Consider the following 23,734-nt stretch of genomic DNA (forward strand, 5'->3'; position numbering starts at 1 on the left):
CTACGTGAACTGGAAACAGCGCAAGACCATCGCGGCAGACTTAAAACTTATTTATGGCGCGTCCACTCGCGCTGAAGCCGAGCAAGCGCTGGAAGACTTCGCGATAAAATGGGATTGCGAACACCCAACTATCAGCCGCTCCTGGCGAGCGAACTGGGAACGTTTATGCGTATTCTTCGATTATCCGGCCGAGATACGCAAGGCCATTTACACCACCAATGCGATTGAGTCGCTGAACGCGTCACTGCGTAAAATCACCAAGACCCGCCGCTCGTTCCCGAATGACGAAGCCGCCATGAAGGTGCTGTACTTAGCCTTGCATCAGGCTTCGAAAAAGTGGACGATGCCCATACGCAACTGGAAACCGGCCATGGCGCAATTCGAGATCATGTACCAAGATCGGATTTAACAGTGCAATCAGCCATTTACACAAAATATTTCACAGTCTCGGTTATTTTTAATATGGGAATGTCTAACCATCACGTTGCTGGTTTAATGTTTTCATAATCGTAGCAAACTCCTGCTGCTGTTTTGGCTCAGATGACTGCCTACAGCCCTTTTTATCCGTGCTCGACTGATCGAGTAATTGCACGGCTTTTTGTAGTCCGTTTTCTGTATTGCTCGTTATCATAGTGCCTCACTTTTTACTTAAAAGCTAACTCGAGCAAATACTGTTCCAGACCTATGCTTGTAAAAAAACTGCGCAATAGTTCCATCATGAATCCCGAAGCTGCATATTGTAAATTTTTGCAATAAGCCAACCCAATATACCAGCCAGAAAAGCCCAAAAAACGCCTCCTATCAATATACCCAATACCGACATGTGCCAGCCCATGGCCTGCCAGTCAGTGTGTAACATTTTGCCTGTCATATCAGACATCATGTTCGGCAATGCAACAACGAATAAGGAACACACAATCCAAATTAGGGCAAACGCTGCTGCACAAGCGAAGGCAAATGCATTTTCTTGAATTTTCATCATCTTTCTCCTTTGTTGGGGCTCCCCCTTGAGTTGATTCTGAGAGTACGCATTACGTTCTTTTTACTTTTTATGGGAACCCGGTGGCACTTTGTGGCAACTCCAGGGTTTGTGCGTCGAATTTTCTTTTATATTTTGATCGACAAATTGATAGTAGCCTTCTTTCGTGTGCGTCCACCAATCGTTGTGAAGGTCGGCACCGTGTCTTCGAATGACTTCTTCAATACCATCCAGATTTACATGTGTCGCATCATATGCCAGGTGAATAACGCCTTCTTTGATGTTGTAACTCACCTCATCAATGCCAAAGAGCTTGTCAATCTCTTCAATTAGGGCATCGCAATTTGCCTCATTGACATTGCTGAGCCGTAAATTCCGAACGACTAAATTTGCTTCTCTGACACCGACTCTGTGGTCTAAATCATTCATATCTTTCTCCTCGGTGTTAATTTGAATGTTTCTGAGATTCGGGTGAATGGCCTCCATCCATTTTCGACATCATCATTTCCATCATCTTAAGATGCCTTTCTGCCATATCGATTTGGTTTTGCATGGGTTGCCCTTCCATTTTTTCGTGCATCATATGCATCATTCCCATCATGGATTGCATGTGTTTTTTCATCATTTCACGCTGCTTGCCGGGATCCTTTTCTTCTTTGATAGCGTTAACTTCTTCCTTCATCGACTTTATTTTTGCATTCATCATATGCATATCTTGGCCACGCACATGCATTCCCGTTTGCATCTCTGGCTTGTCTGAGCCCTTACGCTCATGCTCTTCCATTTGTTGAGCTTGCGATGTTGCAGCCATTACTAATGTGGTTGAAAAAATGATTGATTTAGTGAGTTTGTTCATGGTTTTCACCTTTTAATTTAAGGTTGAGGTTTGGGAGCCAGCTTGGTGTCGTATTCATATAGTTCACGTACTCCTCGCCAAATTCAGCAATTGCTAGAGCTTCTTCACGCTTTGCCAGTTTTACATACACAACAATTAAAATTGGAAACATGACCAGTGTGGGAATGGTTGGCCATTGCAACAAAAAGCCGAACATGATCAGTATGAAAGCTAAGTATTGAGGGTGGCGACACCGCGCATACCATCCAGTTTTTGCTAGCTGTTGGTGTTTCTGAGCGTAGTGCAGCACATTCCATGCTGAGGACAACATAAAGAATCCTGCAACAATAAATATCATGCTGGCGATATGAAATGGGTCCCAGTGGGCGTCGCCTTCAAAACCAAAGAAGGTGTGTAACAGATGTCCGTTTTCGTGCGCAAAAAAGTTCACTTCTGGATAAGTCTCAGCAAGCCACCCTGACAAGAAATAAATAGTGAGTGGGAACCCATACATTTCGGTAAACAGGGCTACAATAAATGCAGAGAATACCCCCAGACTTCGCCAGTCGGTGGAAGATTTTGGCTTTACAAAACTGAATGCAAAAAAGATAAAAATCGCTGAGTTCAGTATCACCATTGACCATAAGCCATAATCGTATGTGTCATTCATCTCGGTTGTCCTTTTTAAGCGATTCCTTTCGCCCTTCCTCCAACCCCTGAATGTATCCATCACGATACGCCGCGTTGTTATCACTCAATTCCTGAAAACTTTTCTGCTTGTTGTCACTGCCCTGAGAATGTTCGTGGACGTGACCATGTTTACCGTGGCTACTGTGCATGAAGATATGCATGAGTGGGCATAGCAATAAAATCAAATAGGGGAGAAACTGAAGGACATGGTGACCATGTTCAAAAATTAAAAAATAAGTAACGGCAGCGATCATCGCTAATGCTGCCCACCCTGTAGGTGTTGACCAAAATCTGGGGTGACTGTTTTTCATGACTCCTCCTATACCACCTTAAGAACACCGCGATACATCTGCATCTGGCAGTGGAAGGTATGTTCGCCCTGTGGGACGTTTTCGAGGTGTATCGGTGTTAGCTCATTAAGCGTTAGTTGCTCGCTGATATCTAATGAAGGGATCAGCAGTACCTCGGAGCAGGGAGACTCATCTTTGCGCAAAAACTTCAGCGTAACCGGTTTGTTTGCGCTTACCTGAATTGAGGCTGGTGAGTACACGCCATTTTTTACTTCTATGAGTACTTCATTGCTGTCAGTGACTGTTTGATCAGGTTTGTATAACCAAAACCACCAAACGATCAGGGCGATCACCGTAAGTCCGGCAATATTAATTATCATCATAAGAACGCTCCTCAGTGGTCGTTTGCTTTAAAGAGGCGTAGCCGATTCGCATTCGACACCACCGTCAACGAAGAAAATGCCATGGCCGCTCCGGCAATAACCGGGCTTAGCAACACCCCGAAGAAGGGATAGAGAACGCCAGCAGCGAAAGGTATACCTGCAACGTTGTAGATAAAGGCACCAAACAAATTTTGCTTAATGTTGCGCAACGTGGCCTTACTTACCGCTATTGCATCTGCCAGACCATGCAACGAGCCGCGCATTAACGTGATATCGGCACTTTCGATGGCAACGTCTGTCCCTGTACCAATGGCAAAGCCTACATCAGCCAGGGCAAGAGCCGGAGCATCATTAATGCCATCGCCCGTCATACCAACAACGTCGCTCTGCTGCTGTAACTCCTGTACTTTGTTGGCTTTATCTTCGGGCAATACCTCTGCAAAAAATTCGCTTATTGCCGCCTTCTTTGCCACGGCAGCAGCCGTTTCTTTATTATCTCCCGTTAACATGATTACCCGGATACCATTGGCCTGAAGGCGCTTAATAGCAGAGACAGAGTCAGGTTTTATCGGGTCGGCAACCGCTATGATGGCAGCAAGCTGTCCATCGACAGCAAAATACATCGGTGTTTTGGCTTCTTTGGCCAGTGCTTGTGCTTTCTCTGAATAATTACCTATGTCCACCTCTTTTTTTGCCATAAGCTTGCTGTTACCAAACAATAAGGCTTTTCCTTCACAACGCCCTTCAACCCCCATTCCGGTAATCGCGTTGAACCCTTCGGTTTTAATCAGCTCTATACCCTGGTCCTTGGCACTTTCTACAATCGCCATTGCCAACGGATGCTCTGATCCGCTTTCCAGGCTGGCTGCCAATTGCAACGCGGTTTTTTCATCATTGGTATTGGCTAAAATAATGTCAGTGACTTTCGGGGTACCTTCCGTAATGGTGCCGGTTTTATCCAGTACCATGGCGGTAATTTTCGAGGCCGTTTGTAGCGCTTCGCCGTTTCGAATTAGCACGCCAGCTTCCGCGGCCTTACCCACACCTACCATGACTGACATCGGGGTAGCTAAACCTAGCGCACAGGGGCAGGCAATAATCAATACGGTGGTGGCTGAAACGATAGCAAAGGCCACGGCTGGTTCAGGGCCAAAGTTCAACCATGCCAGTGCACTGAGCACCGAAATGATCATGACTACAGGAACAAAGTAAGCGGAAATGACGTCAGCTAAACGTCCAATGGGCGGCTTTGAATTTTGTGCCCGTTTAACCATTGAAATAATTTGCGCCAGCGCGGTGTCTTTGCCGACGCGTGTTGCTTTGAACAGAATCATCCCTGACTTGTTGAGAGTCCCTGCAACGACTTCATCGTCCTGTTCTTTTTCAACCGGCATGGGTTCGCCGGTAAGCATGGACTCGTCAATTGAAGTGTGGCCTTCGACAACCACACCATCTACGGGCACTTTCTCTCCGGGCCTGACCTTAATGACATCGTTCAGAAGCACCTTCTCGATAGCAACCTGGACCTCTTTATTGTCTCGAATGACCGTGGCGGTTTTCGCCTGTAATCCAATTAATCGTTTAATTGCCTCTGAGGTTTTTCCTCGCGCTTTGAGTTCTAGGGCAAGCCCCAAATCTATTAACCCGATGATCATGGCAGTGGCTTCAAAATAAACATGCCTTGCCATTAATGGAAAAACGTCAGGAATAAACACTACCAGCATGGAATAGACCCAGGCTGTGCCGGTACCCAGTGCAATTAGCGTGTCCATATTGGCTGAATGGTTCTTCAGGCTGTTCCACGCTCCAACATAGAAATGCTTGCCTGAAAAATACATAACACCAAGAGTCAGTAATCCGACAACAAGCCACGCCCCACGCTGGAACGGTGTTTCCACTGTCATTTCGCCGATTAGGAGTCCGTAAATCATAAGTGGAATGCCCAGTGACAACGCAATAACGGTGTCTCTGATCAGCTTTTTATAATACGCCCAGTCAGCGGCTTCTTTGTCGTCCAGCGCGTCACTGCCGTGCGAGTCGTTGAGAGCTTTTGCGTTATACCCAGCAGATTCAACGGCAGTAATCAGGGCTTCTGTCTCGGCTGTGCCTGAAACCAGTACAGTCCGGTCTGCAAAGTTCATTTCGGCACGTTCAACGCCCTGCGTATTTTTTAACGCCGTTTCTATTTTTCCAACGCAACTGGCACAGCCTGCACCTTCAATAACCAGTTGTTGTTCGGTAGCGGGATTATTCATCTTGCACCTCCCCGATATCAGAGCTATTAACGTTTTCAATCAGATGACATACCATATGAGAGGTAGGCGCTTTGTCTGCCATTTCGTCCCACTGCTTCAGAGCGCTTTTCATCCTTTTTCTCAGTTGCAACATTTCCTGAAATTGTTTTTCAGTTTCATCTAACCGCGCTTTAATAAGTTTGCGTACCAGCGGACAGGCGCTCTTTCCATGATCCGCCTCTTGTAAGATCTGCTTGATATCTTTGACGGAAAAGCCCAGTTGTCTGGCACTCAGAATGAACCGAAGTCTTGACTGATCGTTGTTTGAATAGAACTTATAACCGTTGTCCGATTTACCGGGTGTTACCAGCCCCAAGCGCGTGTAATAACGCACAGTATCGGCGGTTGTCGCTAGTGACATGGCAATTTCATTAACTGTCATATTTGCTCCGCAGTTATTTAAAATGGGTAATCTCGATGTATAGCGTAAACCTGTGTCTTACTCACAGGTCAAGCCTTTCTGATTACCCGATGCGAAAAAGTGCGCTATTTGCTATGCCAAGCCCATATTTACGGCTTTCCGGCGCAGCGATGCCGTGGTTAACAACTAATTGGAGGGTGAAATGGTGGAGCTGAAAAGCCAGACGCAAGTGACTGAGCTTCTATGGTTATCGAAGAAAAGGAAAACGCCTTCTCAAACCAAATGTCATTATCAATGGGGCTGAGTGCGAAGAAGTGAAAGCCTGTATACAAACCTTCGCAACACGAACATTGGTCAGGATCACACATTTCACATTGAGAAACACAATGTTTGCAGTTTGTCTCGAGGTGCTGTTTATGTTGATGTGGCATAAGGTTCTTTTCGGAAGGAGAATGTGGCTGACTGGCTTGAATTTTTAGAGAGTCACCATCGTTGCACTCACTAGTATGAGCACCAGACTGCCCATGGGGCACTAGTAGCATAAAAATGACAAAGATTCCTACCCAACGGTGTTTGGTAAACATGAGCCCTCCCTGATTATTAATCATAGTCTGAGTTGAGGGGACATGTGCTGATTTAGATCAATAGAAAGACAAAATTGAAAAATTACATTGAGAGAGTAGTATGATTTTACCATACACGTTAAAACGGCTGCTTAATCACAAAACAAGCAGAAGTGATGTTACTGCTGGCTACACCGTGCTAACAGCAGAAGAGCTAAGAGAACCTGCAGATAGAATCTGTCAGAGGTTATTGGAGTGCGCAGGCGTAAAGTCAACCGATAAAGATAACGCCATTGATGACTTGACGAGGAAATTTGCGAGTTTGTCTAAATCGCATAGGCTTGAATTAATGTCAGCATTACTGGCCTAGTGTATATCTCACAATTAAAATTGGGGGGCCATTACTGAAGTGAAAAGTCGTTTCATAGTGGCTACACCGCCCATTTTTTAAAATACTTAATTGGTATTAATCAGCATCCCGGCATTCTTCGCTGGTTAGCTCAATTTCAATAGTGGTATGCGATAACTCAAACCCTTGTAGCGCGTTGGATACACTTTCTTTTAGTTCGAGGTATTCAGCTTTCGATTCAAATTGGCTAACGACGTGAACCGTAGCGACATGATGCTCTCCATCTAATGACCAGATATGCAGGTGATGCAGATCGCTCACAGCATCAAGTTCAAGCAGTTTATCAGTCACGTTTTGTAAAAGGTCGTTGTCTGGTGACGCCTGAAAAAACAGTTTTACGGTGCTGATGAGGTTTCGGATAACATTGAACAGAATGAAAAGGGTAAATCCGATAGAAAGGACAGGATCCAGAACGGGCCAGTCTTTGAACTGCATAACAATAGCGACAATGAGTACCGCTACCCAACCTAAAACGTCTTCCAGCAAGTGCCAGTTCAGAACTTTTTCATTCAGCGATTTACCACCGTGTAATTTATAAGCGGCGAATCCATTGACCAATACGCCAAGAATAGCCAGTACAATCATGCCTTCTGTTTCTGGCATCTCCGGGTTACTCAGGCGTGGCACAGCTTCAAAAAGGATCCAGGCGGAACCAACGATTAAAACAATGCCGTTTATCAGCGCCCCAAGTAAACTCAGCCGGCGATAGCCATAGGTAAACTCATTCGTCGCGCTTTTAGTGCCGAGTTTATTCAGAAGCCACGCACTGCCAATTGACAATGTGTCACCTAAGTCATGCACGGCATCCGCCATAATAGCGGTACTGTTTGTTAACCATCCTCCAATGAACTCAATGATAGTGAAGCCAAAGTTAAGGAAAAAAGCCCAGCCAATTTTTTCTGAGCTATGGGAATGTGAGTGCGCCATACATACTCCTGTAGTGCCCTGGTTTTATCCAGGACATTGTTGTTTTACTGTTTATCCGCTTTCCTGTGCACCAATTGGTATAAACTTGGGAGCACGAACAGTGTTAGTAAAGTTGATGAGATAATGCCGCCGATGACTACCGTCGCGAGTGGCCTTTGAACCTCAGCACCAGTGCCTGTGTTCAGTGCCATGGGCACAAAGCCAAGACTTGCTACCAGGGCAGTCATCAAAACGGGTCGCAGTCTGACTATTGCCCCCTGAATGACAGCGGTGTACAGATCGCCTTTCTCAAACCACAGCTGCCTGATAAACGCGAGCATGACTAAACCATTTAATACGGCAACGCCTGACAATGCGATAAACCCTACACCGGCAGAAATAGACAGCGGCATACCCCGTACCCACAGCGCAAGTACACCCCCAGTTAGTGCCAGCGGCACACCGGTGAAGATGATTAAGGCATCCTTTACTGAACCAAATGCAAGAATAAGAATCCCGACGATGAGAGCCAGCGTCACCGGTACCACCCAGGACAATCTTTTGCTGGCCGATTCCAACTGCTCGAACGTTCCGCCATATTCCAGCCAGTAGCCATCCTCAAGTTCCAGTTCAGTCTGCAATGTAGCCTGCAACTCTGCGACAAAACTGCCTAGATCACGCCCGCGAACGTTGGTTGTAACTACCACACGGCGTTTACCATTCTCGCGACTGATCTGTGCTGGCGCTGGTTTTACGTCTAATGTGGCTACCTCCTGTAGCGGCACATATCCATCGGGCGTGGGGACTGGCAGTACCTTCAGTTTTTGAACGTCGCGTCGCAGTTGCTCTGGTAGGCGAATTACCAGTTTAAAGCGCCGGTCTCCCTCATAGATCAAGCCTGCTTGCTGACCACCGATACTGGTCGAAACCAGAGATTGGATGTCGTCGATATTGAGGCCATACCGCGCCATTACTTCACGTTTGGGAATTACTGATAGCATAGGCAGACCCGCTACCTGTTCCACGCGGGTATCTGCTGCGCCAGGTAAACCTTTCGTCAGTGATGCAACCGAATTCGCTGATGCCAGTAAGGTATACAAATCATCACCAAACACTTTAATCGCGACATCAGCTCTGACACCTGAAATTAACTCGTTAAAGCGCATTTGGATAGGCTGCGTAAACTCGTAGTTATTGCCGGGTAGCGCAGTGACTGCTTTCTCAAGCTCCTTAATGAGCTGTGATTTGGGCTTATCAGGAGTGGGCCACTCAGAGCGGGGCTTGAGCATGACAAAGGTGTCAGCGACATTAGGTGGCATAGGGTCAGTGGCCACCTCTGGCGTCCCTACTTTGGCATACACCTTGTCAACTTCTTCAAAGGCGATAATGGTTTTTTCAAGGAGTTCCTGCATTTCAACAGACTGCTCCAACCCCGTGCCTGTAATACGCAATGCATGCAGTGCGATATCCCCCTCGTCCAGCTGTGGAATGAACTCAGAACCTAATGTGGAGGCAAGCCATGAGCAAACCATAACGAGACCCAGCGCGCCTGCCAGAATAAGCGATTTGAACTTAAGCACCCACTCAAGCGCAGGTCGATAAATGGCTTTCGCCCCGCGGATTATAATGCTCTCTTTTTCGCTGATTTTTCCGCGCATAAACACGGCGATCGCAGCAGGCACAACTGTGAGCGACAATACCATCGCACAAAGTAGTGCGATTACCACGGTTGTTGCCATGGGGTGAAACATTTTCCCTTCTACGCCAGAAAGGGTGAATATCGGGAAGTACACCGCGGTGATGATACCCACGCCAAACAAACTGGGGCGAATAACTTCAATAGTGGCCTCTTTAACTTCCTGTAAGCGCGCTTTAAGCGCCAGTGTACCCCCTTGTTGCTTTTGCGCCTCTGAGAGCCTGCGAATACAGTTCTCCACGATGATGACAGCGCCATCCACAATCAGACCAAAATCCAGCGCTCCGAGACTCATCAGGTTGGCAGAGACGCCCCGCTGAACCATGCCGGTAATAGTCATCATCATCGCGATAGGAATAACAGCCGCCGTAATGAGGGCGGCACGGATGTTTCCTAACAGTAAAAACAGGATGACTATAACCAGCAGTGCGCCTTCCAGAAGGTTTTTTTGCACAGTCTGGATGGCTTTGTCTACTAGCGTAGTGCGGTTATATACCACCTCTGCCTTAACCCATTCAGGCAATGATGTTTGTATTTGCTGAAATTTATCATTGGTGAGCGCTGCAACTTCACGCGAGTTTTCTCCGACCAACATCATCACGGTGCCCATCACGGTTTCCTTGCCGTTTCGGGTTGCTGCCCCTGTGCGCAGTTCTTTGCCCAGTCCCACTTCGGCGACATCTTTGACTAAAACAGGCACGGAACCTTTACGGCCGACAACAACGTTCCTGATATCCTCAATTGATTTTAACTGGCCCGGTGAGCGGACTAACAATTGTTCGCCATTGTTCTCTATATACCCGGCTCCAGCATTGTCATTGTTGCTTACCAACGCTTTGCGGATATCTGCCATAGTCACACCCATTTCAAGCATCTTCGCTGGATGTGGCATCACGTGATACTGCTTGTCGTATCCCCCTATGGTATTCACTTCCACCACGCCTTTAACCTGAGCCAGTTGTGGTTTGATTATCCAGTCCTGAACTTCACGAAGTGCCATAGGCGTAGCGGACGAGCCGTCCGGCATTTTGGCGCCGTTTTTCGCTTCCAGCGTGTAAACGAAGATTTCACCCAGACCTGTTGCAATCGGTCCCATCTCAGGTTCAAGCCCCGGCGGGAGTACGCTTTTCAGCGTTGCTAACCGCTCATCGATAAGGTTCCGGGCAAAGTAAATGTCAGTTCCTTCTTCAAATACCACGGTGATCTGAGAAAGTCCGTAACGTGAAATAGAGCGCGTATAGGACAAATTGGGCAGACCATATAACGCCGTTTCAACCGGAAAGGTGATCCGCTGCTCAGCTTCAAGTGGCGAATAACCAGGTGCTTCCGTGTTTATCTGAACCTGAACATTAGTAATATCCGGCACCGCATCTATCGGTAGCCGCTGATAACTCCAAATGCCGATGCCTATGATGACGAGCACCAGGGTTAACAGCAGGTAACGCCGCTCGACTGAGAGGCGAACAATATTATCTATCATTTTCTCCCCCCATTAGTGCGCGTGAGATGCGCCGGATTTTTGTATATCCGCTTTGATTAAGTAGCTGTTGTCGACAACATACCTTTGTCCGACAGATAGTCCGGCGACGACTTCGGAAAAGTTGTCGTCCTGCAATCCTAAGGTTACAGGTGTTGCCTGATAAGCATTGCCTTCATTCAGGAACACAACCGGCTTATTGTTCAGGATTTGAATGGCCCGATTTTCTATTTTTACCGGCACCGATTTTTGTTGTGAGTCGACAATGCCTGTGACTAAATCGCCGGGAGAGAGTAGGCCGTCCTTGTTCACCACTTTTACCAGTGCTAGCTGGTAGGGTTGCCCTTCGTGAGAAGGAACAATGCTGGTAATCGTGCTCTCGAGTTGACGACCATTTGCGATAATGTGAACTGATTTACCTTCAGCAACCTGACCACGGTGAGCTGGAAACACCTTTAATTCCGCCCAAAGCACTGAAGTATCAACAATCGTAAAAAGCGGTGTTGTGCGGGTAAGCTCTCCGATATTCAGGTTGCGCGATACGACAACGCCATTGATTGGCGCTTTTACATCGTAAGACTGGAGGCTGTCATTTGACTGCACCTGCGCTATTGCCTCCCCGGCTTTCACAGTCTGGCCAATATCAGTAAAGAGCTGCTCAACAATTCCCGTAAACCGGGCGTGAACCTCGGCACGCTGTTGTGGCGGTATAGTCAACTGACCATAAACCTCGGTGTGCTTTTTTATTTCACCGCCCGTAGCAACGTTTGTGGTTACGCCAGCCTGACTGGAATACGCATCATCTATCTCAGTTCGGGCTTCGTGCTTCTCCCAATCCCACGAAAAGCTATTTTCTCCCAGTGAGAGTGCAATATTCGCGAGAAATGAGTGCGGCTCAGCGATAAAACTTGTGGACCTGAGCCCATTTTCATAGCTTTCAAAATGGATGATGTCCTGACGTCCTCCCATACGATTGAGCGTGACGTTAAGCGCGTCAGGTGGCAGCGGCTGGGAGCGATCAGCCCTTTCGGCCAGTAAATATGCTCCCTCTTTCGTATCCTGAATGCGTAATGTCAACGATACGCTGCTATTGGTTAATGTTTTCGATTCAGCCGTGTGGGATTGTTTACCACTTGCTGCGGCATTGGCATCCGTCAGACACAGTAGTAGTGAGATAATAACTAATAGTCTATTCATGGTTATTCCGGAATTCTTGAGTAGGAGAAGCCTGACCGGATACTCCGGTCCACTGTTCAACGAGTGACTGGTTCACTAACGCGCTTTCGCTCAATTCGATGACCTTTGCACGTGCCCGTATCAACGCATCTCTGGATGCAATCCAATCCTGGTAGCTGTATGCCCCTCGCTGGTAACCTTCGAGCACGAGCGTGGTAGCTGTTTCAAGGTCGGGCAAAACGGTGTCGTTGATATGCTTTACAGCATCAATGGTGAAATTGAGATATTGCTGTGCTTTAAACAGTAATGCTTTTATCTCAAGTATCTGACTGTCTCTGGCAATTACCGCGGCTTCTTTTTTCGCCAGGGCAGCCTGAGTCGCGCCTTGGTTTCTTTGTTCGGCAAAAAGCGGCATGGAAACAGCAGCAACAACAGACGTATCCTGAACTGCCTGAGAGCGCCGTACACCTATGCGCCATGAAATATCAGCACTGGCATTACTTTCTACCAGCTTTTGTTCAGCTTCTTTCACACTGATAGCTTGGGTGAGTCGTTCCACATTTGCTGATTCAAGAAACTGTTGATAAACAGCGGAATACTGCCGTTTTGCGGGAAGGGTACTAAGTGAACCCGAGATTTTATCGATTGCCTCAGCATCTCCCTGCCAAAATAGAGCAAGTGACTGCTTGGCAATAGCGAGAGCCGTTTCAGCGGATGCTTTGTCGACTCTGGCTTGATTGAGTGCGGCTCTGGCGCGCAGAAATTCAGCTTTATTGGTTGCGCCTTTCTCAACGCGCTGTTTAACAATAGATAAGGCTTCATCCGCGAGAGAAACAGACGTTTGTGCCAATGTCAGCCGCTCTTTAGCTGCGAGTGTTTTTACATATTGCCGGGTTAGTTCGCTTAACAGTTTGAGAGAAGCAACATAGCGCTCTGACTGTAACAGGGATAAATTGGCGTCAACTAAGGATACCCTTGCATCGAGCTTTCCTCCCATCTCGAAAACAGAGGAGAGTGAGACCGTCAGCTCAGCATCACTAATGCCTGATGCATCTCCTGAACCGAGCAGGTTTTCTGCTTCAACGCCAACGTGATAAGCCGGAGTGAGATTAGCCAGCGTTCTATCTGCCTCTGTAGCAGTGAGCAGCGACTGATACCGCTGTAAATCCGGGTGTTGCCGCAATGTCAGTCGTGCCGCTTGTTCGAGCGTTATCGTTTTGCTTATTGCAGTGGGTGATATGAATAGCAACACACTACTCACGATCACAGTGCACATACGCCTGCGCGCATGCGAAATAAAAGAGTTCATATTGTAAATCCTGGTCAGTAACTAAATAGATAAAAAATGACTAGGATTCAGGCTCTGGGAGGACGGTCGATACCAGGTTGTAAGTGAGAGGGAGGGAAAGGACGATATGCAGCTAGTGCCATCTCGCCAAATTTACCTAAATGGCTATCAGTATTTTTAAATAATACGATATGGGTAAAATGCCCGTGACAGGAGCAGCAATGGTCACAGTTGTCTGTACCTGCGTTGTCTGCAGCATCTTTATCTGGCTGGCAAACACTGGAGTCCTGAACACACAGTTCATGGTGTGATTCTGAGGCGCTTTCGAAGAAGCTATCAAAAGCAAACGCATCTGAGGCAAACAAAAACAACTGTGCAAACAGCATAAGGGCGGTAATCACCACCTTGCTGCTAGTTCTGTTGTTTTGATGCGATTTCATTGCGTTCCTCGTTCTATTGGCTGCATTAACCTATTAGCTTTAGCGCCGGAGATCAAGAGAAGGCGAAAGTCATATTGAATTTTGTGGACATTACAACAAAGTTTTATGCACAAAATAAGTACGTTCAGTAATAGATAAATAAATAAAAACTAAAAGATAACTAATAGCGACCCTCTACAGCCCAAGCATATTAAGGGCTTCACAGAAGATAGAACTTTTTTGATACACAAACAAAACTTTTTTCGTACGTTGATAAGTCGATTTCAAACCTTTCTCGTACACGAACAAAACTTTTTTCGTACGTTGATAAGTCGATTTCAAACCTTTCTCGTACACGAACAGAACTTTTTTCGTACACACGGCGAACTTATTTGGTACACAGCGACAGCAGCTCTTGCAGGCCTTGTCCAATTACTAAATTTGAATGAAGCTCATGAAGCCAGTTGTAATGGTTGAACCGCTGTTTTTCCGCTTCTGAAGGCTATTCCTTTTTCCTTTACCTTAATAGAACATGTTGGTAGGCAGTAGATCACATGCCTGAGAGCCTTGATGACTTTAGCTTTAAATTCGTACAGGTTCTTGCATTTACTTCTTTGGCTATGAAATACAGCTTCAAAAATTGCCCAAGGAATGAAATTACTTTCATTATTGCCCTCTTTATTCATAGAGTAAGCTTTCATATTTAAAAACAGATACAAATCGATTCCTAGTGGCGATCTCCGCTGAAAAAGTAATTGAAGTGCTCTAGAGTCTACAGGCATGGATTTTTTCACATCACTAATTGAGAAAGGTTTGGTTGTTCCTTTCGTATACATTTTTGCTGCCGTAAACCGCTCTTCGTTGGAGATCTTCATATCGAGAGCTGAGCGGAAACTAGAATAGAAGCTTGTCAACTGGCTAGATCCACTTTGCTCTCTTCCCACAACATCGAAAAATGCTTGTCGTTGAGACTTTTTAAGCTCTTCCTCAATTACTTCTTCGATTCCCGTTGTCTTCTCAAGTTTTGTGAATTGAGTTTGCCAGTAACAAATACTCATTCGCCCAAATGTGCCACCTGGAATACCGCTTTCGCATTCCAACTTTAAAGTTCGCCTGGCGTTTTCTTTTTCAGCCCATGTTATCGGTACGGTTTGCTTTTGGTGCAAAGGTAGTAGTACCGGATCAATAAGCACTGTCGGGTAGTACGCTATATATTTTTTGGGGACATCTTCGCAAAAAGATAACTCCCGGATTAGTTCGCTTGCGGATTTCATTAGATATTTACATCCTATACGCAAACTAACCGCTTGTTTTCTGACTATCTATCCAATTGTCAAAATCTTTGGAAGGAAAGAGTAACTTCCCATTCATTTTTATGTATGGGGGGACGGGGTTTTGCTCACCATATACGCGGTTTCTGTATATGCGATTGTATATGGTTCTTTTACTTGAGCGGAGTATGGCCGCTACCTCTTCTAATAAATAGAAGTCAGGCTTTGGTTTTAAGTGTCGGTTCATCACAGTAGTTACCTCTGTTCACTGGTAATGTTCAATGCTTACCGATGAAACTACAACGCAATGAGCAACGGGGTGGTCGAAAAACTAGGGTGACTTTGAGGGGGTTTTTCTGTTTTTAGGAAAAAGCGACATTAAGCTGCCAATTTGAGGCGTAGCTTTGATTAAAAAATGAACTGTGAATTTGGCATGCCAAATTAAAAAATGGAAAAGTCAGGCCTGAACAGCGGCTTTAATGCTGTTTATTCACCTTTAGATGAAATAAACACGCAAAGAAAATGACAACGCCTAGAATCAGTGCGCAGCCAGCAAGTAAAGGTCCCATAGTTAGATTCTCCCAGCTTTAATTGCATCAAAAAGATCGTGCTTAAGTTTGTCATAGCGTCGGGTAGCTCGAATAGCCAAAACCATCAATACCCAAACCTGAAACCATTCATATGCTGTCATGTCAGCCTCTTACTGATTTAGTGCCTGTTTTTTCATTAGTCAAAAAAAGACCGCTCAAAATTAGGCATGCCTAATTTCTATAGATAGGTATCGTAAAGCTCGCCTCGCGCCTGAGCATCCTCAGCCTCTTCACGAGTCATGTGCTCACCATCAGCGATAACATTTCCCATACCATCATCCAGCTTATCCAATTGTTCATTTCCTTTGCTGTCTGTTCCATCACTGCCAAAAAAGGCACTTACGACGAATAAAGCGACAACCGCTAAAATCCCTAAAAAACCTTCGAATCCCATTTTTACCTCCACGCTCAATTTGGCATGCCAAATTGATGGCTAAGTATTCCTTAGTATCTAGGTGCTATTAAAGCTAAGAAAATCTTAGTTTTCAATAGCAGATGTCGTACACCAATTGAAAGCAAATGATGGTTCGCCGTTCCCAATACGGTTAAAACAGGCAAGAACAAGGGTAGGTCTATCCCAAAAGCAATTAGGGATACAGGCAGGGATGGACAATTTTGTAGCCTCTGCGCGCATGAACCAGTACGAGCGCGGTGTTCATACACCAGACTTTAAAACGGTGATGTCCTTAAGTGCAGTGCTTAACGTGCCCACTGCATTTCTGTTTTGTGTGGAAGATGATTTAGCTGAAGCAATATTGGAGTTTCATCAAAACAGACAATAGCGACGTATCGTGACCCCAATAATAAGCCTTTTCATGTTTTCCTATATTTTCATCTTATTTGCCTGATTGCCTGGTAAATTTCGCTAAGAACCCATCCGTAAAAAAGAGGCATCAGGAGCAATATCCCTCTCTTTTATTCGGGCGCTCCGCCGCCCGCTATGTCGAAGTCGAAAAATCGCCTTCAACATAGCGGGCGCCTGAGTTCTGGCGCTTACACGCAGAAATTTATTTGCAGATTGCATCCTGATTTATATGCAGGTAATCTTTGAACCACTAGCCCGTTCGGGCAACGAAAAAAGTCGGCGCTCTCCAGCTGCCGTTTCCACGTAGTGAGGCACCCTCACGTCCTTCTATATATGTCATGCCACGCCGCATTTTCGGCGTTCAAGTTCGGCGCTTAGTTGCTGCCGTTTCTATCTAATTTGATTTTTAAATCCCAGGCGAGATCGGTCCGAGCCTTGCGTTATGCGCTAAACAGGGGCGAATAGGCTTAAGTGTCGCTGAGCTGTTTACAGCCAGTTAATCTTACAACCTTAGGAATGACATAATGTTTAATGAAGTACACGAAGTATCTCAGCTCAAAGTCGAGACCAGACTAATTGCCAGAAAGCGGCATAAACCATCGAAGCTAGATAAATACAGTGTTCACTTGCGTAAACTGTATGAGGAGGGAGCAAGTAAAGCAGAGCTACAGCGCTGGCTTGTTCGTAAAGGTGTTGCGGTGAACTGGACTACTGTGAAACGTTGGCTGGACAGAAATGCCTAAGTTCGCCAAAGCGGAAACGCAGGCGGAAAATGTCGTTAAAGGGCTGACAAAAACAAGAATTATCAAGTCATATGGTACAGCCCGTAATTACGAGCAAGCTCTCAGAACTGTCGCAAAGTGGACAAAGGAAAATAAAGTAAACGGACTTCAGTCGCTGACGCCAGACGTTGCCAGGTATTATCTTGAATATCGCGCGGAATCTGTAGGGCAGAAAGCACTGGATATGGAGCGACAGGCCATTCAGGCAATGATGCAACTGAATGGCAAACTCACTCCTAAAGCAACCTTGTACCGCGTAAAGTCAGAGCTGGACGAAATTAAAAGGTCCAGAGCCTACACGTCAGAACAGGCACAAGCGGTATCCGAACATCAAAGTGAAACGCATCAACTTTCCACCCAAATTGCATATGCTGCCGGATTAAGAGCACATGAGCTTCTAACACTTGCCAGAGCAGAGGAGCGAAGCCCTGATAACCGTCCAGCATTAAACTCAAAGTGGGCAGGGCGAGAAGGTCAGCTGTACACTGTTCAAGGAAAAGGTGGATTGATACGCCACGTTTTGATTCCTAACGACCTTGTCGTGGAGCTGGAAAAACGCAGATTTAATTATCCAGTGACTGTCAGAGACCGAAGAATAAACTACCTCCAACGTTATGATATTGGAGCCGGGAAGCGATGGTCAGATTCGTTTAGTAAAGCATCTAAGCGCGCTCTGTTTTTCTCTACAGGTGCCCATGGCCTGCGACATAGCTATGCGCAAGAGCGTATGAGCGAATTAATCGCGTTAGGATTTAGGTGTACTAGCTCAGACCTGATCTGACAGTTACCCGTTTCACGGTGCCAGTGTCAGATTAGCTTTGAGCTAAGTTCTTCTCAGCCCAAATCTGCTTCCCATCGGTTAATGTTTCCATTGGCGTTCTGCCGCAGCACATTTTGCCCTGATGAGTCCTTTCATTGTTGTAGTATTCCAGCCACTCGTCCAGATCTTTTTGTAATGCTTCCAGCGAGTCATAGAGCTTTTTGCGGAAGGTGACCTGGTAGAATTCGTTTAGAATAGTTTTGTGGAATCGCTCACAGATCCCATTGGTTTGCGGATGTCGCGCCTTGGTTTTTGTGTGGTCAATATCGTTGATGGCTAAGTAAAGCTGATAATCATGCTGTTCTACTTTGCCGCAGTATTCTGTGCCCCTGTCTGTCAGTATTCTCAACATAGGCAGCTCCTGCGCTTTAAAGAACGGCAATACTCTGTCGTTGAGGATGTCTGCCGAGGTGATTGGCGTTTTGGTCGTGTAGAGCTTGGCGAACGCGATTTTACTATAGGTATCGACGAAGGTTTGCTGGTAAATGCGACCGACACCTTTGAGGTTGCCAACGTAAAAGGTATCTTGCGAGCCAAGGTAGCTGGGATGGTGTGTTTCTATCTCACCGCAGGCCTCGTCATCCTGCTTTTTCTTCTCAAGCGCGGCAACCTGCTCCTCCGTCAGAATGATGCCGTCGCTTTCAACTTTGGCTTCCAGTGCAGCAAGCCGTTTTTTAAAATTTTCCAGATTATGTCTGAGCCATATCGAGCGAACACCGCTGCCTGAAACGAACACGCCTGCTTTACGTAGCTCATTACTGGTTCTCGCCTGACCGTGCGCAGGAAACGCAATAGCATGTGCTCTGACAGCCTGTTCGGTCTCTTCATCGACTCTGTTCTTGAGGTTAGGTGTGCGTCTTGAGCGGTTAATCAGCGAATCGACCCCGCCTTCCTCGACCAACTCCTGATACCGATAAAACGTGTCGCGGGATACGCCCATTACTTTACAGGCCTTAGAAACATTGCCCAGTTCTTCAGCCAGATTCAACAGTCCTGCTTTGTGTTTGATGATTGGATTGCTAGTATGCAACATGAGAGTTACCTATTTTGTTTTGATTAAAGATTCGACACCTTTATCAAAACGGGTAACTCTCATCTTTTCAAGAAGAAGTGTCAGATTAAGTCGAGACTAATTCAATTTAGGCGAGCTGTTGCTCTGGAAACGGTTTCGCAAGAAATGGGGCATTTCAGGCCCGAGATAACTGAAGTTTACCTCTTCTGAGCAGGTAACATCAGTTATTCCCGCCTTAACTGTTTTGAATATGCTGTTATGTAGTCATTAATTAGGATGACGTTTCTCTATTTTTAGCTTCAATTACTCGATGAAATGAGGCTGCTGATTTTCAATCGGTGCCGCGAATCTTTATGCGTCAAGCATTTAGAGTTTGATGTAGATGGCTTATATTATAATTTCTAAGAGTTGGGCTGTCAGGTTTCGATGCCTAAAAGACGTTGCGTGCTAAAACAATGCAGCAGGGAAGAAATAGCTTGCTGGATAGAAAATAATAGATAGCGGCATAGGAAGCCTGTTGAGAGTTGCTTTGTAGAGCTTGGATGTAGGTGCTAAATTCTTTCCGTGGGTTTCAATACAAGCTTTTTATCAAGTTGCTAATCATTTTTACTATAAAAAGGAATTTTCATGCCTAACCTGTTTTTCTCCTATTCGCACAAAGATGAAGAGCTTCGCAATGAGCTTGAAACACATCTCGCGATGCTTAAGCGTCAAGGCAAAATTACCACCTGGCATGATCGGCGTATTACCGCTGGTAGCGATATAGACTCATCCATTTCATCAGAGCTTGAAAATGCCGACGTTATCTTGCTTCTAATAAGCGCGCACTTCCTGGCGTCTGACTATTGTTATGACATTGAAATGCAACGAGCGCTTGATAAACATAGCGACGGCACAGCCATAGTTATACCGGTTGTTCTACACCCGTGCGACTGGCACAGTGCGCCTTTTGGTGAGCTTAGGGCGACACCTACCGACGGTAAGCCAGTGTCGATGTACGCAAATATGCATGAGGCATTTTCTATTGTTTCGAAGGACATTCGGGACGCTCTGGAACAGTTTCCAACCCAAGAAAAAGCGTTAAAGCCCCAAGTCGCACCAAAAGAGGGTAACGGTGTGATTGATTCGCATCCACGTTCAAGTAACCTTGCCATTAAAAAGCAGTTTAACGACCACGACCGTGACGTTTTTCTGGAAAACAGCTACGAATATATAGCACGGTTTTTCGACGGCTCACTTGATGAGCTTGCAATACGCAACTCACAAATCCAGACACGTTTTAAAAGGATGGATGAAACCAGTTTTACTGCGTCTATATATTTAAACGGAAATAAAGAATCAGCTTGCTCAGTATGGTACGGCGGTAGTGAATTCGGCAGCAGCAGAAGCATTAACTTTTCACACAACGATTCTGGCAGATCCAACTCGTTCAATGAAATGGCAACCGTTACTGACGATGGTTACATCCTGAAGCTATGCACTATGGGTATGCAATCGTTCGGACAAGACAGAGATAAAGAGCTCACCCAACAAGGTTGTGCGGAAATGTTCTGGGGATTGTTTATTCGTAATCTCCAGTAAATTTTTTTGAAAAATGACCACATAACCACATACCTATCAGGGAGAGAATTATGATTCGGATTAGTATTAACGGCGAAGAAAAGAACGTTGATGAAATCCATGAAAACTGGATCCACAACACAGTTAGAGAGCTGCATGCTCAAGGCACATCTGTTTGCGTAATAATCCGAATCATCGAGGGAGACGTGAACCTGGCTTTACCTGTGGGAGATTGTAAAACGAGTCCAGGACGAGCCCCCGAACCGAACTCACACACGAAAGATGTTCTGGCGTATTGGCGTAGAATGAAGGTATCAGAACTGCCGATAAATACTGGGAAGATAGTCGCGTTTCTAAAGCAGATGAAGAAGCTTTGACATGCATCCCAATGCTAACTGAGACTTTTTTAGAATGGACTATGTATATTTTGAGAGAATACGTGAGTGAACGTTTTGACGTTAGCAAAAAATAAAATGACCTCGCTGTTGCAGGTGAAGTATGTGACAGATCAAAGAGCCATTTATGGTGTTGTGAGGCATTTGAACGTTTCTGTGAAAGAAGGTGAATCTACACACAACTTCAACGTCGAAGAGTCAGATTCCGAACAATTTCAAGCGACTTTAGATTGGGCGGCATCGTCTAATGTAGAGATTATTAAGTCGAGTAAGTGTTGCGAAAAAGAGCCATTTCAATGGCATGGAGGGAAAAGGCAGCTTAGTAATAATGCCTCATTGTGGCGATACATGGGGTTAGCAAAATTTTTGTCACTTATATCCTCTAATGGAATTTGGCTTTCCAGATTGGATCAGAACTGGGCGTTGGATCCGCTGGAAGGAAAGGTTCCTCGTCTCTCCCTTATCGATGAGGAGGAGCAGATCCTTAATACTTCTTGGGCTCCTCAGTACATTGGAAAAGAAAAACATCAATTCGGTGGTCAACCTGAACTGGGTATGACCGAGATACCTCGGGATTTAATAATCAAGTCACAAATTGAAATGAGTAAACAATTAGCCGAGGTAACTGTCTATAATTCATATGTGTCTTGTTGGAATCAAGATGAACGCGAGTCATATGGTATGTGGAAAGCTTACTGTGATAGTGACAATAGCGTCGCGGTAAAAACTTCCGTAGGCAGACTGATTGATTCCATAGGGAAGAATAAAGATTTCACTTTATCCGGAGGGATGATTCAATATTTGGATCATGAGTCCGAGCGGCCCGCTAGCTCCAGTTTTTTTAACTCACATGTGTTTTGCAAAAGCTACCCATATAAATTCGAGAATGAATTCAGGCTTTGTTTTACCGACCATGGTTTTGTTTCTGAACTGATGGGTTCTGAACAGCCATATGCAACAGATGGCCAACTCATTAAAAGCAACATTGAACGATACCCCATAGGCGTAAACCTACCCCTTGATTTAAGTATTCTGATCGCAGAAGTAAGAGTATCACCCTATGCTGCCCCTTGGCTGCAAGATACTCTTGTCGATCTCATGGAAAAGTTTAGTACAAGCGAAAACCAGCTTAAGGAAAAGCCTGTGGTGCCTTCCACTATGAAGTAGAGTAAATACATGGACGAATGGCTGAAAATTTTACCTTCCTTTTTATCTGCAGGAGCAAGCGTGGCAGCCGCTATAACTGCTATTTTTGCACTGAAAATAACCAGGGAATCAAAACTTCTTGCAACGCGCAGCGCACTGGCAACACACCACAGTTCTGCGGCTCTGCAGCTCACGCTCGCTGTTGAAGAGTTAAAACCTCATATATTTAAAATTTCTCAATTTGCCTATGACAGCCTTGTAGACTGGACCAGAGAAATACAGAAGTACGACAATCGTTCCTTTGCAGGTAAAGACCCACGCCCTTTAAGGCATGTTTTATTCGATACTGCTGAAATGTTAACCAGCCACGCTCAGGCAGCAACGAATGGTTCCGGCTACATTCATAATGTGATGTTTGAAATTGTTCGTAGTGGTGGGCCAATATCATCCGAGGGTGAGTTTGAAGAGTTGTTAAAGCAGGCAGACCATTGTTGCTCAAGCTTTGAGAGTGTTTTTGGACAACCTTCGCCAAAAGAGAAAATAAATGATGCCAAGGCGTTTAGATGGTCGTTTTTTCAGTGTCATGCAAGGGTGTCTCCCCATCAATGGAGTGAAACATGGAACAGAGCCTGGTCTGAAAACGGCAGGTTGGCTCAACTGGAAAAAATGCTTATATCATTCAGACCTGAATTTGAACGGGTGAAGAGGAGCTTGCTGATTGAAGAGTCAAAGCTCGCTAACACCGTTTTTCCGTTGGAGCAGAACGGGCAACTGTTTTCAAAATTCAGGTCCCTAAAGAAGGTTTTGAATACTCTGTTGATTGATTGCGATTTAGACAAGCTATCATTTTACCGAAATAGCAGTGCAGATGATGATCCTCTGGAGCTTGTATTGTATACGTTTGGAGCGATGGAGCTACTGAGTCAACTGGAAGATGATATATGCAGTATTCAGGAGTGACTAAATGTCTTGTCAGACAATATAGAATAAAAAAGGCGATTCAATAAGGTTGTTTGGAATAGTACGTAGTAATAAAGCTGAAGTAACCGGGTGTCAGTGGTGTAACTCACTGCGCTAGAAGATATTTTGCATCGGTGTTGTTGTTAAGGTTAAGAATACAGTCAAAATCTGCACCTCAGAGACTGTGAAATATTTTGTGTAAATGGCTGATTGCACTGTTAAATCCGATCTTGGTACATGATCTCGAATTGCGCCATGGCCGGTTTCCAGTTGCGTATGGGCATCGTCCACTTTTTCGAAGCCTGATGCAAGGCTAAGTACAGCACCTTCATGACGGCTTCGTCATTCGGGAACGAGCGGCGGGTCTTGGTGATTTTACGCAGTGACGCGTTCAGCGACTCAATCGCATTGGTGGTGTAAATGGCCTTGCGTATCTCGGCCGGATAATCGAAGAATACGCATAAACGTTCCCAGTTCGCTCGCCAGGAGCGGCTGATAGTCGGGTGTTCGCAATCCCATTTTATCGCGAAGTCTTCCAGCGCTTGCTCGGCTTCAGCGCGAGTGGACGCGCCATAAATAAGTTTTAAGTCTGCCGCGATGGTCTTGCGCTGTTTCCAGTTCACGTAG

The 23,734-nt window shown here is 45.6% G+C and carries 27 protein-coding genes; 8 read left to right on the plus strand and 19 right to left on the minus strand.

The genetic code is table 11. The annotated features are described in order from the left end of the window. On the plus strand, positions 1 to 409 hold a 409-nt coding region (locus IE054_RS17365; RefSeq protein ID WP_189408505.1), incomplete at its 5' end, for a transposase. A 63-nt stretch (positions 410 to 472) separates the two neighbouring features. Here the strand turns inward: IE054_RS17365 and IE054_RS17370 are convergent. The 17 genes from IE054_RS17370 to IE054_RS17450 form a co-directional block, all read right to left on the minus strand. Further along, positions 473 to 631: a hypothetical protein gene (locus IE054_RS17370; RefSeq protein ID WP_189408507.1), complete on the minus strand. Its 159-nt coding sequence runs from the start codon at positions 629 to 631 to the stop codon at positions 473 to 475. Between the two features lie 84 nt (positions 632 to 715). Beyond that, a complete protein-coding gene (locus IE054_RS17375) occupies positions 716 to 982 on the minus strand; it encodes a DUF5676 family membrane protein (RefSeq protein WP_229805243.1) in 267 nt (88 codons plus the stop codon). 60 nt (positions 983 to 1,042) lie between these two features. Continuing rightward, on the minus strand, positions 1,043 to 1,408 hold the full coding sequence (locus IE054_RS17380) for a cation transporter (protein WP_189408508.1): 366 nt from the start codon (positions 1,406 to 1,408) through the stop codon (positions 1,043 to 1,045). Positions 1,409 to 1,424: 16 nt separating this feature from the next. After that, positions 1,425 to 1,835, minus strand: coding sequence for a hypothetical protein (locus tag IE054_RS17385; protein ID WP_189408510.1), 411 nt, complete (start codon positions 1,833 to 1,835; stop codon positions 1,425 to 1,427). Next, positions 1,819 to 2,484, minus strand: coding sequence for a methyltransferase family protein (locus IE054_RS17390; RefSeq protein ID WP_189408512.1), 666 nt, complete (start codon positions 2,482 to 2,484; stop codon positions 1,819 to 1,821). Before IE054_RS17390 ends, IE054_RS17385 begins: the two co-directional genes overlap by 17 nt. Beyond that, positions 2,477 to 2,815, minus strand: coding sequence for a DUF2933 domain-containing protein (locus IE054_RS17395; RefSeq protein ID WP_159578035.1), 339 nt, complete (start codon positions 2,813 to 2,815; stop codon positions 2,477 to 2,479). Before IE054_RS17395 ends, IE054_RS17390 begins: the two co-directional genes overlap by 8 nt. A gap of 8 nt (positions 2,816 to 2,823) precedes the next feature. Beyond that, the gene (locus IE054_RS17400) at positions 2,824 to 3,177 is read right to left on the minus strand and encodes a cupredoxin domain-containing protein (protein WP_189408513.1); all 354 of its coding nucleotides are present in this window, start codon (positions 3,175 to 3,177) and stop codon (positions 2,824 to 2,826) included. An 11-nt stretch (positions 3,178 to 3,188) separates the two neighbouring features. Next, entirely contained in the window at positions 3,189 to 5,432 is a 2,244-nt protein-coding gene (locus IE054_RS17405; RefSeq protein WP_189408515.1) for a heavy metal translocating P-type ATPase, read from the minus strand. Beyond that, on the minus strand, positions 5,425 to 5,853 hold the full coding sequence (locus tag IE054_RS17410; RefSeq protein WP_189408517.1) for a MerR family transcriptional regulator: 429 nt from the start codon (positions 5,851 to 5,853) through the stop codon (positions 5,425 to 5,427). Before IE054_RS17410 ends, IE054_RS17405 begins: the two co-directional genes overlap by 8 nt. Positions 5,854 to 6,861: 1,008 nt before the next feature. Next, positions 6,862 to 7,731 carry a cation diffusion facilitator family transporter gene (locus IE054_RS17415; RefSeq protein ID WP_189408519.1) on the minus strand — a complete coding sequence of 290 codons (870 nt, stop codon included), beginning with the start codon at positions 7,729 to 7,731 and terminating at the stop codon, positions 6,862 to 6,864. 44 nt (positions 7,732 to 7,775) lie between these two features. Further along, positions 7,776 to 10,886, minus strand: a complete 3,111-nt coding sequence (locus IE054_RS17420; protein ID WP_189408521.1) for an efflux RND transporter permease subunit — start codon at positions 10,884 to 10,886, stop codon at positions 7,776 to 7,778. Positions 10,887 to 10,898: 12 nt separating this feature from the next. Continuing rightward, complete coding sequence (locus IE054_RS17425) at positions 10,899 to 12,080, minus strand: efflux RND transporter periplasmic adaptor subunit (protein WP_189408523.1); 1,182 nt, start codon at positions 12,078 to 12,080, stop codon at positions 10,899 to 10,901. Further along, complete coding sequence (locus IE054_RS17430) at positions 12,073 to 13,368, minus strand: TolC family protein (RefSeq protein WP_117315597.1); 1,296 nt, start codon at positions 13,366 to 13,368, stop codon at positions 12,073 to 12,075. Before IE054_RS17430 ends, IE054_RS17425 begins: the two co-directional genes overlap by 8 nt. 47 nt (positions 13,369 to 13,415) lie before the next feature. Continuing rightward, positions 13,416 to 13,787, minus strand: a complete 372-nt coding sequence (locus IE054_RS17435) for a hypothetical protein (protein WP_117315600.1) — start codon at positions 13,785 to 13,787, stop codon at positions 13,416 to 13,418. A 431-nt stretch (positions 13,788 to 14,218) separates the two neighbouring features. After that, entirely contained in the window at positions 14,219 to 15,040 is an 822-nt protein-coding gene (locus IE054_RS17440; RefSeq protein WP_117315602.1) for a hypothetical protein, read from the minus strand. 25 nt (positions 15,041 to 15,065) lie between these two features. Continuing rightward, the gene (locus IE054_RS17445; protein ID WP_076012107.1) at positions 15,066 to 15,284 is read right to left on the minus strand and encodes a helix-turn-helix transcriptional regulator; all 219 of its coding nucleotides are present in this window, start codon (positions 15,282 to 15,284) and stop codon (positions 15,066 to 15,068) included. Positions 15,285 to 15,805: 521 nt separating this feature from the next. Continuing rightward, positions 15,806 to 16,021, minus strand: a complete 216-nt coding sequence (locus IE054_RS17450) for a hypothetical protein (RefSeq protein ID WP_179982525.1) — start codon at positions 16,019 to 16,021, stop codon at positions 15,806 to 15,808. Between the two features lie 115 nt (positions 16,022 to 16,136). On the opposite strand from IE054_RS17450, the gene IE054_RS17455 reads away from it, so the two are divergent. The 3 genes from IE054_RS17455 (at position 16,137) to IE054_RS17465 (ending at position 17,995) form a co-directional block, all read left to right on the plus strand. Then, the gene (locus IE054_RS17455; RefSeq protein WP_189408524.1) at positions 16,137 to 16,409 is read left to right on the plus strand and encodes a helix-turn-helix domain-containing protein; all 273 of its coding nucleotides are present in this window, start codon (positions 16,137 to 16,139) and stop codon (positions 16,407 to 16,409) included. Positions 16,410 to 16,956: 547 nt separating this feature from the next. After that, entirely contained in the window at positions 16,957 to 17,175 is a 219-nt protein-coding gene (locus tag IE054_RS17460) for a hypothetical protein (RefSeq protein WP_229805245.1), read from the plus strand. Then, positions 17,168 to 17,995 (plus strand): site-specific integrase, encoded by an 828-nt coding sequence (locus tag IE054_RS17465; protein WP_189408526.1) that lies wholly within the window; start codon positions 17,168 to 17,170, stop codon positions 17,993 to 17,995. The genes IE054_RS17460 and IE054_RS17465 overlap by 8 nt, the downstream gene beginning before the upstream one ends. Before the next feature lie 31 nt (positions 17,996 to 18,026). Here the strand turns inward: IE054_RS17465 and IE054_RS17470 are convergent, their stop codons facing one another. Then, on the minus strand, positions 18,027 to 19,067 hold the full coding sequence (locus IE054_RS17470; RefSeq protein WP_189408527.1) for an IS481 family transposase: 1,041 nt from the start codon (positions 19,065 to 19,067) through the stop codon (positions 18,027 to 18,029). Between the two features lie 606 nt (positions 19,068 to 19,673). Between IE054_RS17470 and IE054_RS17475 the strand changes: the two genes are divergently transcribed. The 4 genes from IE054_RS17475 (at position 19,674) to IE054_RS17490 (ending at position 23,107) form a co-directional block, all read left to right on the plus strand. Continuing rightward, entirely contained in the window at positions 19,674 to 20,627 is a 954-nt protein-coding gene (locus IE054_RS17475; protein WP_189408528.1) for a TIR domain-containing protein, read from the plus strand. A gap of 50 nt (positions 20,628 to 20,677) precedes the next feature. Continuing rightward, positions 20,678 to 20,983 (plus strand): hypothetical protein, encoded by a 306-nt coding sequence (locus IE054_RS17480; protein ID WP_189408530.1) that lies wholly within the window; start codon positions 20,678 to 20,680, stop codon positions 20,981 to 20,983. A 66-nt stretch (positions 20,984 to 21,049) separates the two neighbouring features. Further along, positions 21,050 to 22,168 carry a hypothetical protein gene (locus IE054_RS17485; RefSeq protein WP_189408532.1) on the plus strand — a complete coding sequence of 373 codons (1,119 nt, stop codon included), beginning with the start codon at positions 21,050 to 21,052 and terminating at the stop codon, positions 22,166 to 22,168. 9 nt (positions 22,169 to 22,177) lie between these two features. Beyond that, positions 22,178 to 23,107, plus strand: coding sequence for a hypothetical protein (locus tag IE054_RS17490; RefSeq protein ID WP_189408533.1), 930 nt, complete (start codon positions 22,178 to 22,180; stop codon positions 23,105 to 23,107). A gap of 218 nt (positions 23,108 to 23,325) precedes the next feature. On the opposite strand, the gene IE054_RS17495 is transcribed toward IE054_RS17490, so the two are convergent. Then, the coding region (locus IE054_RS17495; RefSeq protein ID WP_189408535.1) for a transposase at positions 23,326 to 23,734 on the minus strand (409 nt) is incomplete at its 5' end.

It is taken from the genome of Alteromonas halophila (assembly GCF_014651815.1).
In the GTDB taxonomy this organism is placed as follows: Bacteria; Pseudomonadota; Gammaproteobacteria; order Enterobacterales; family Alteromonadaceae; genus Alteromonas; species Alteromonas halophila.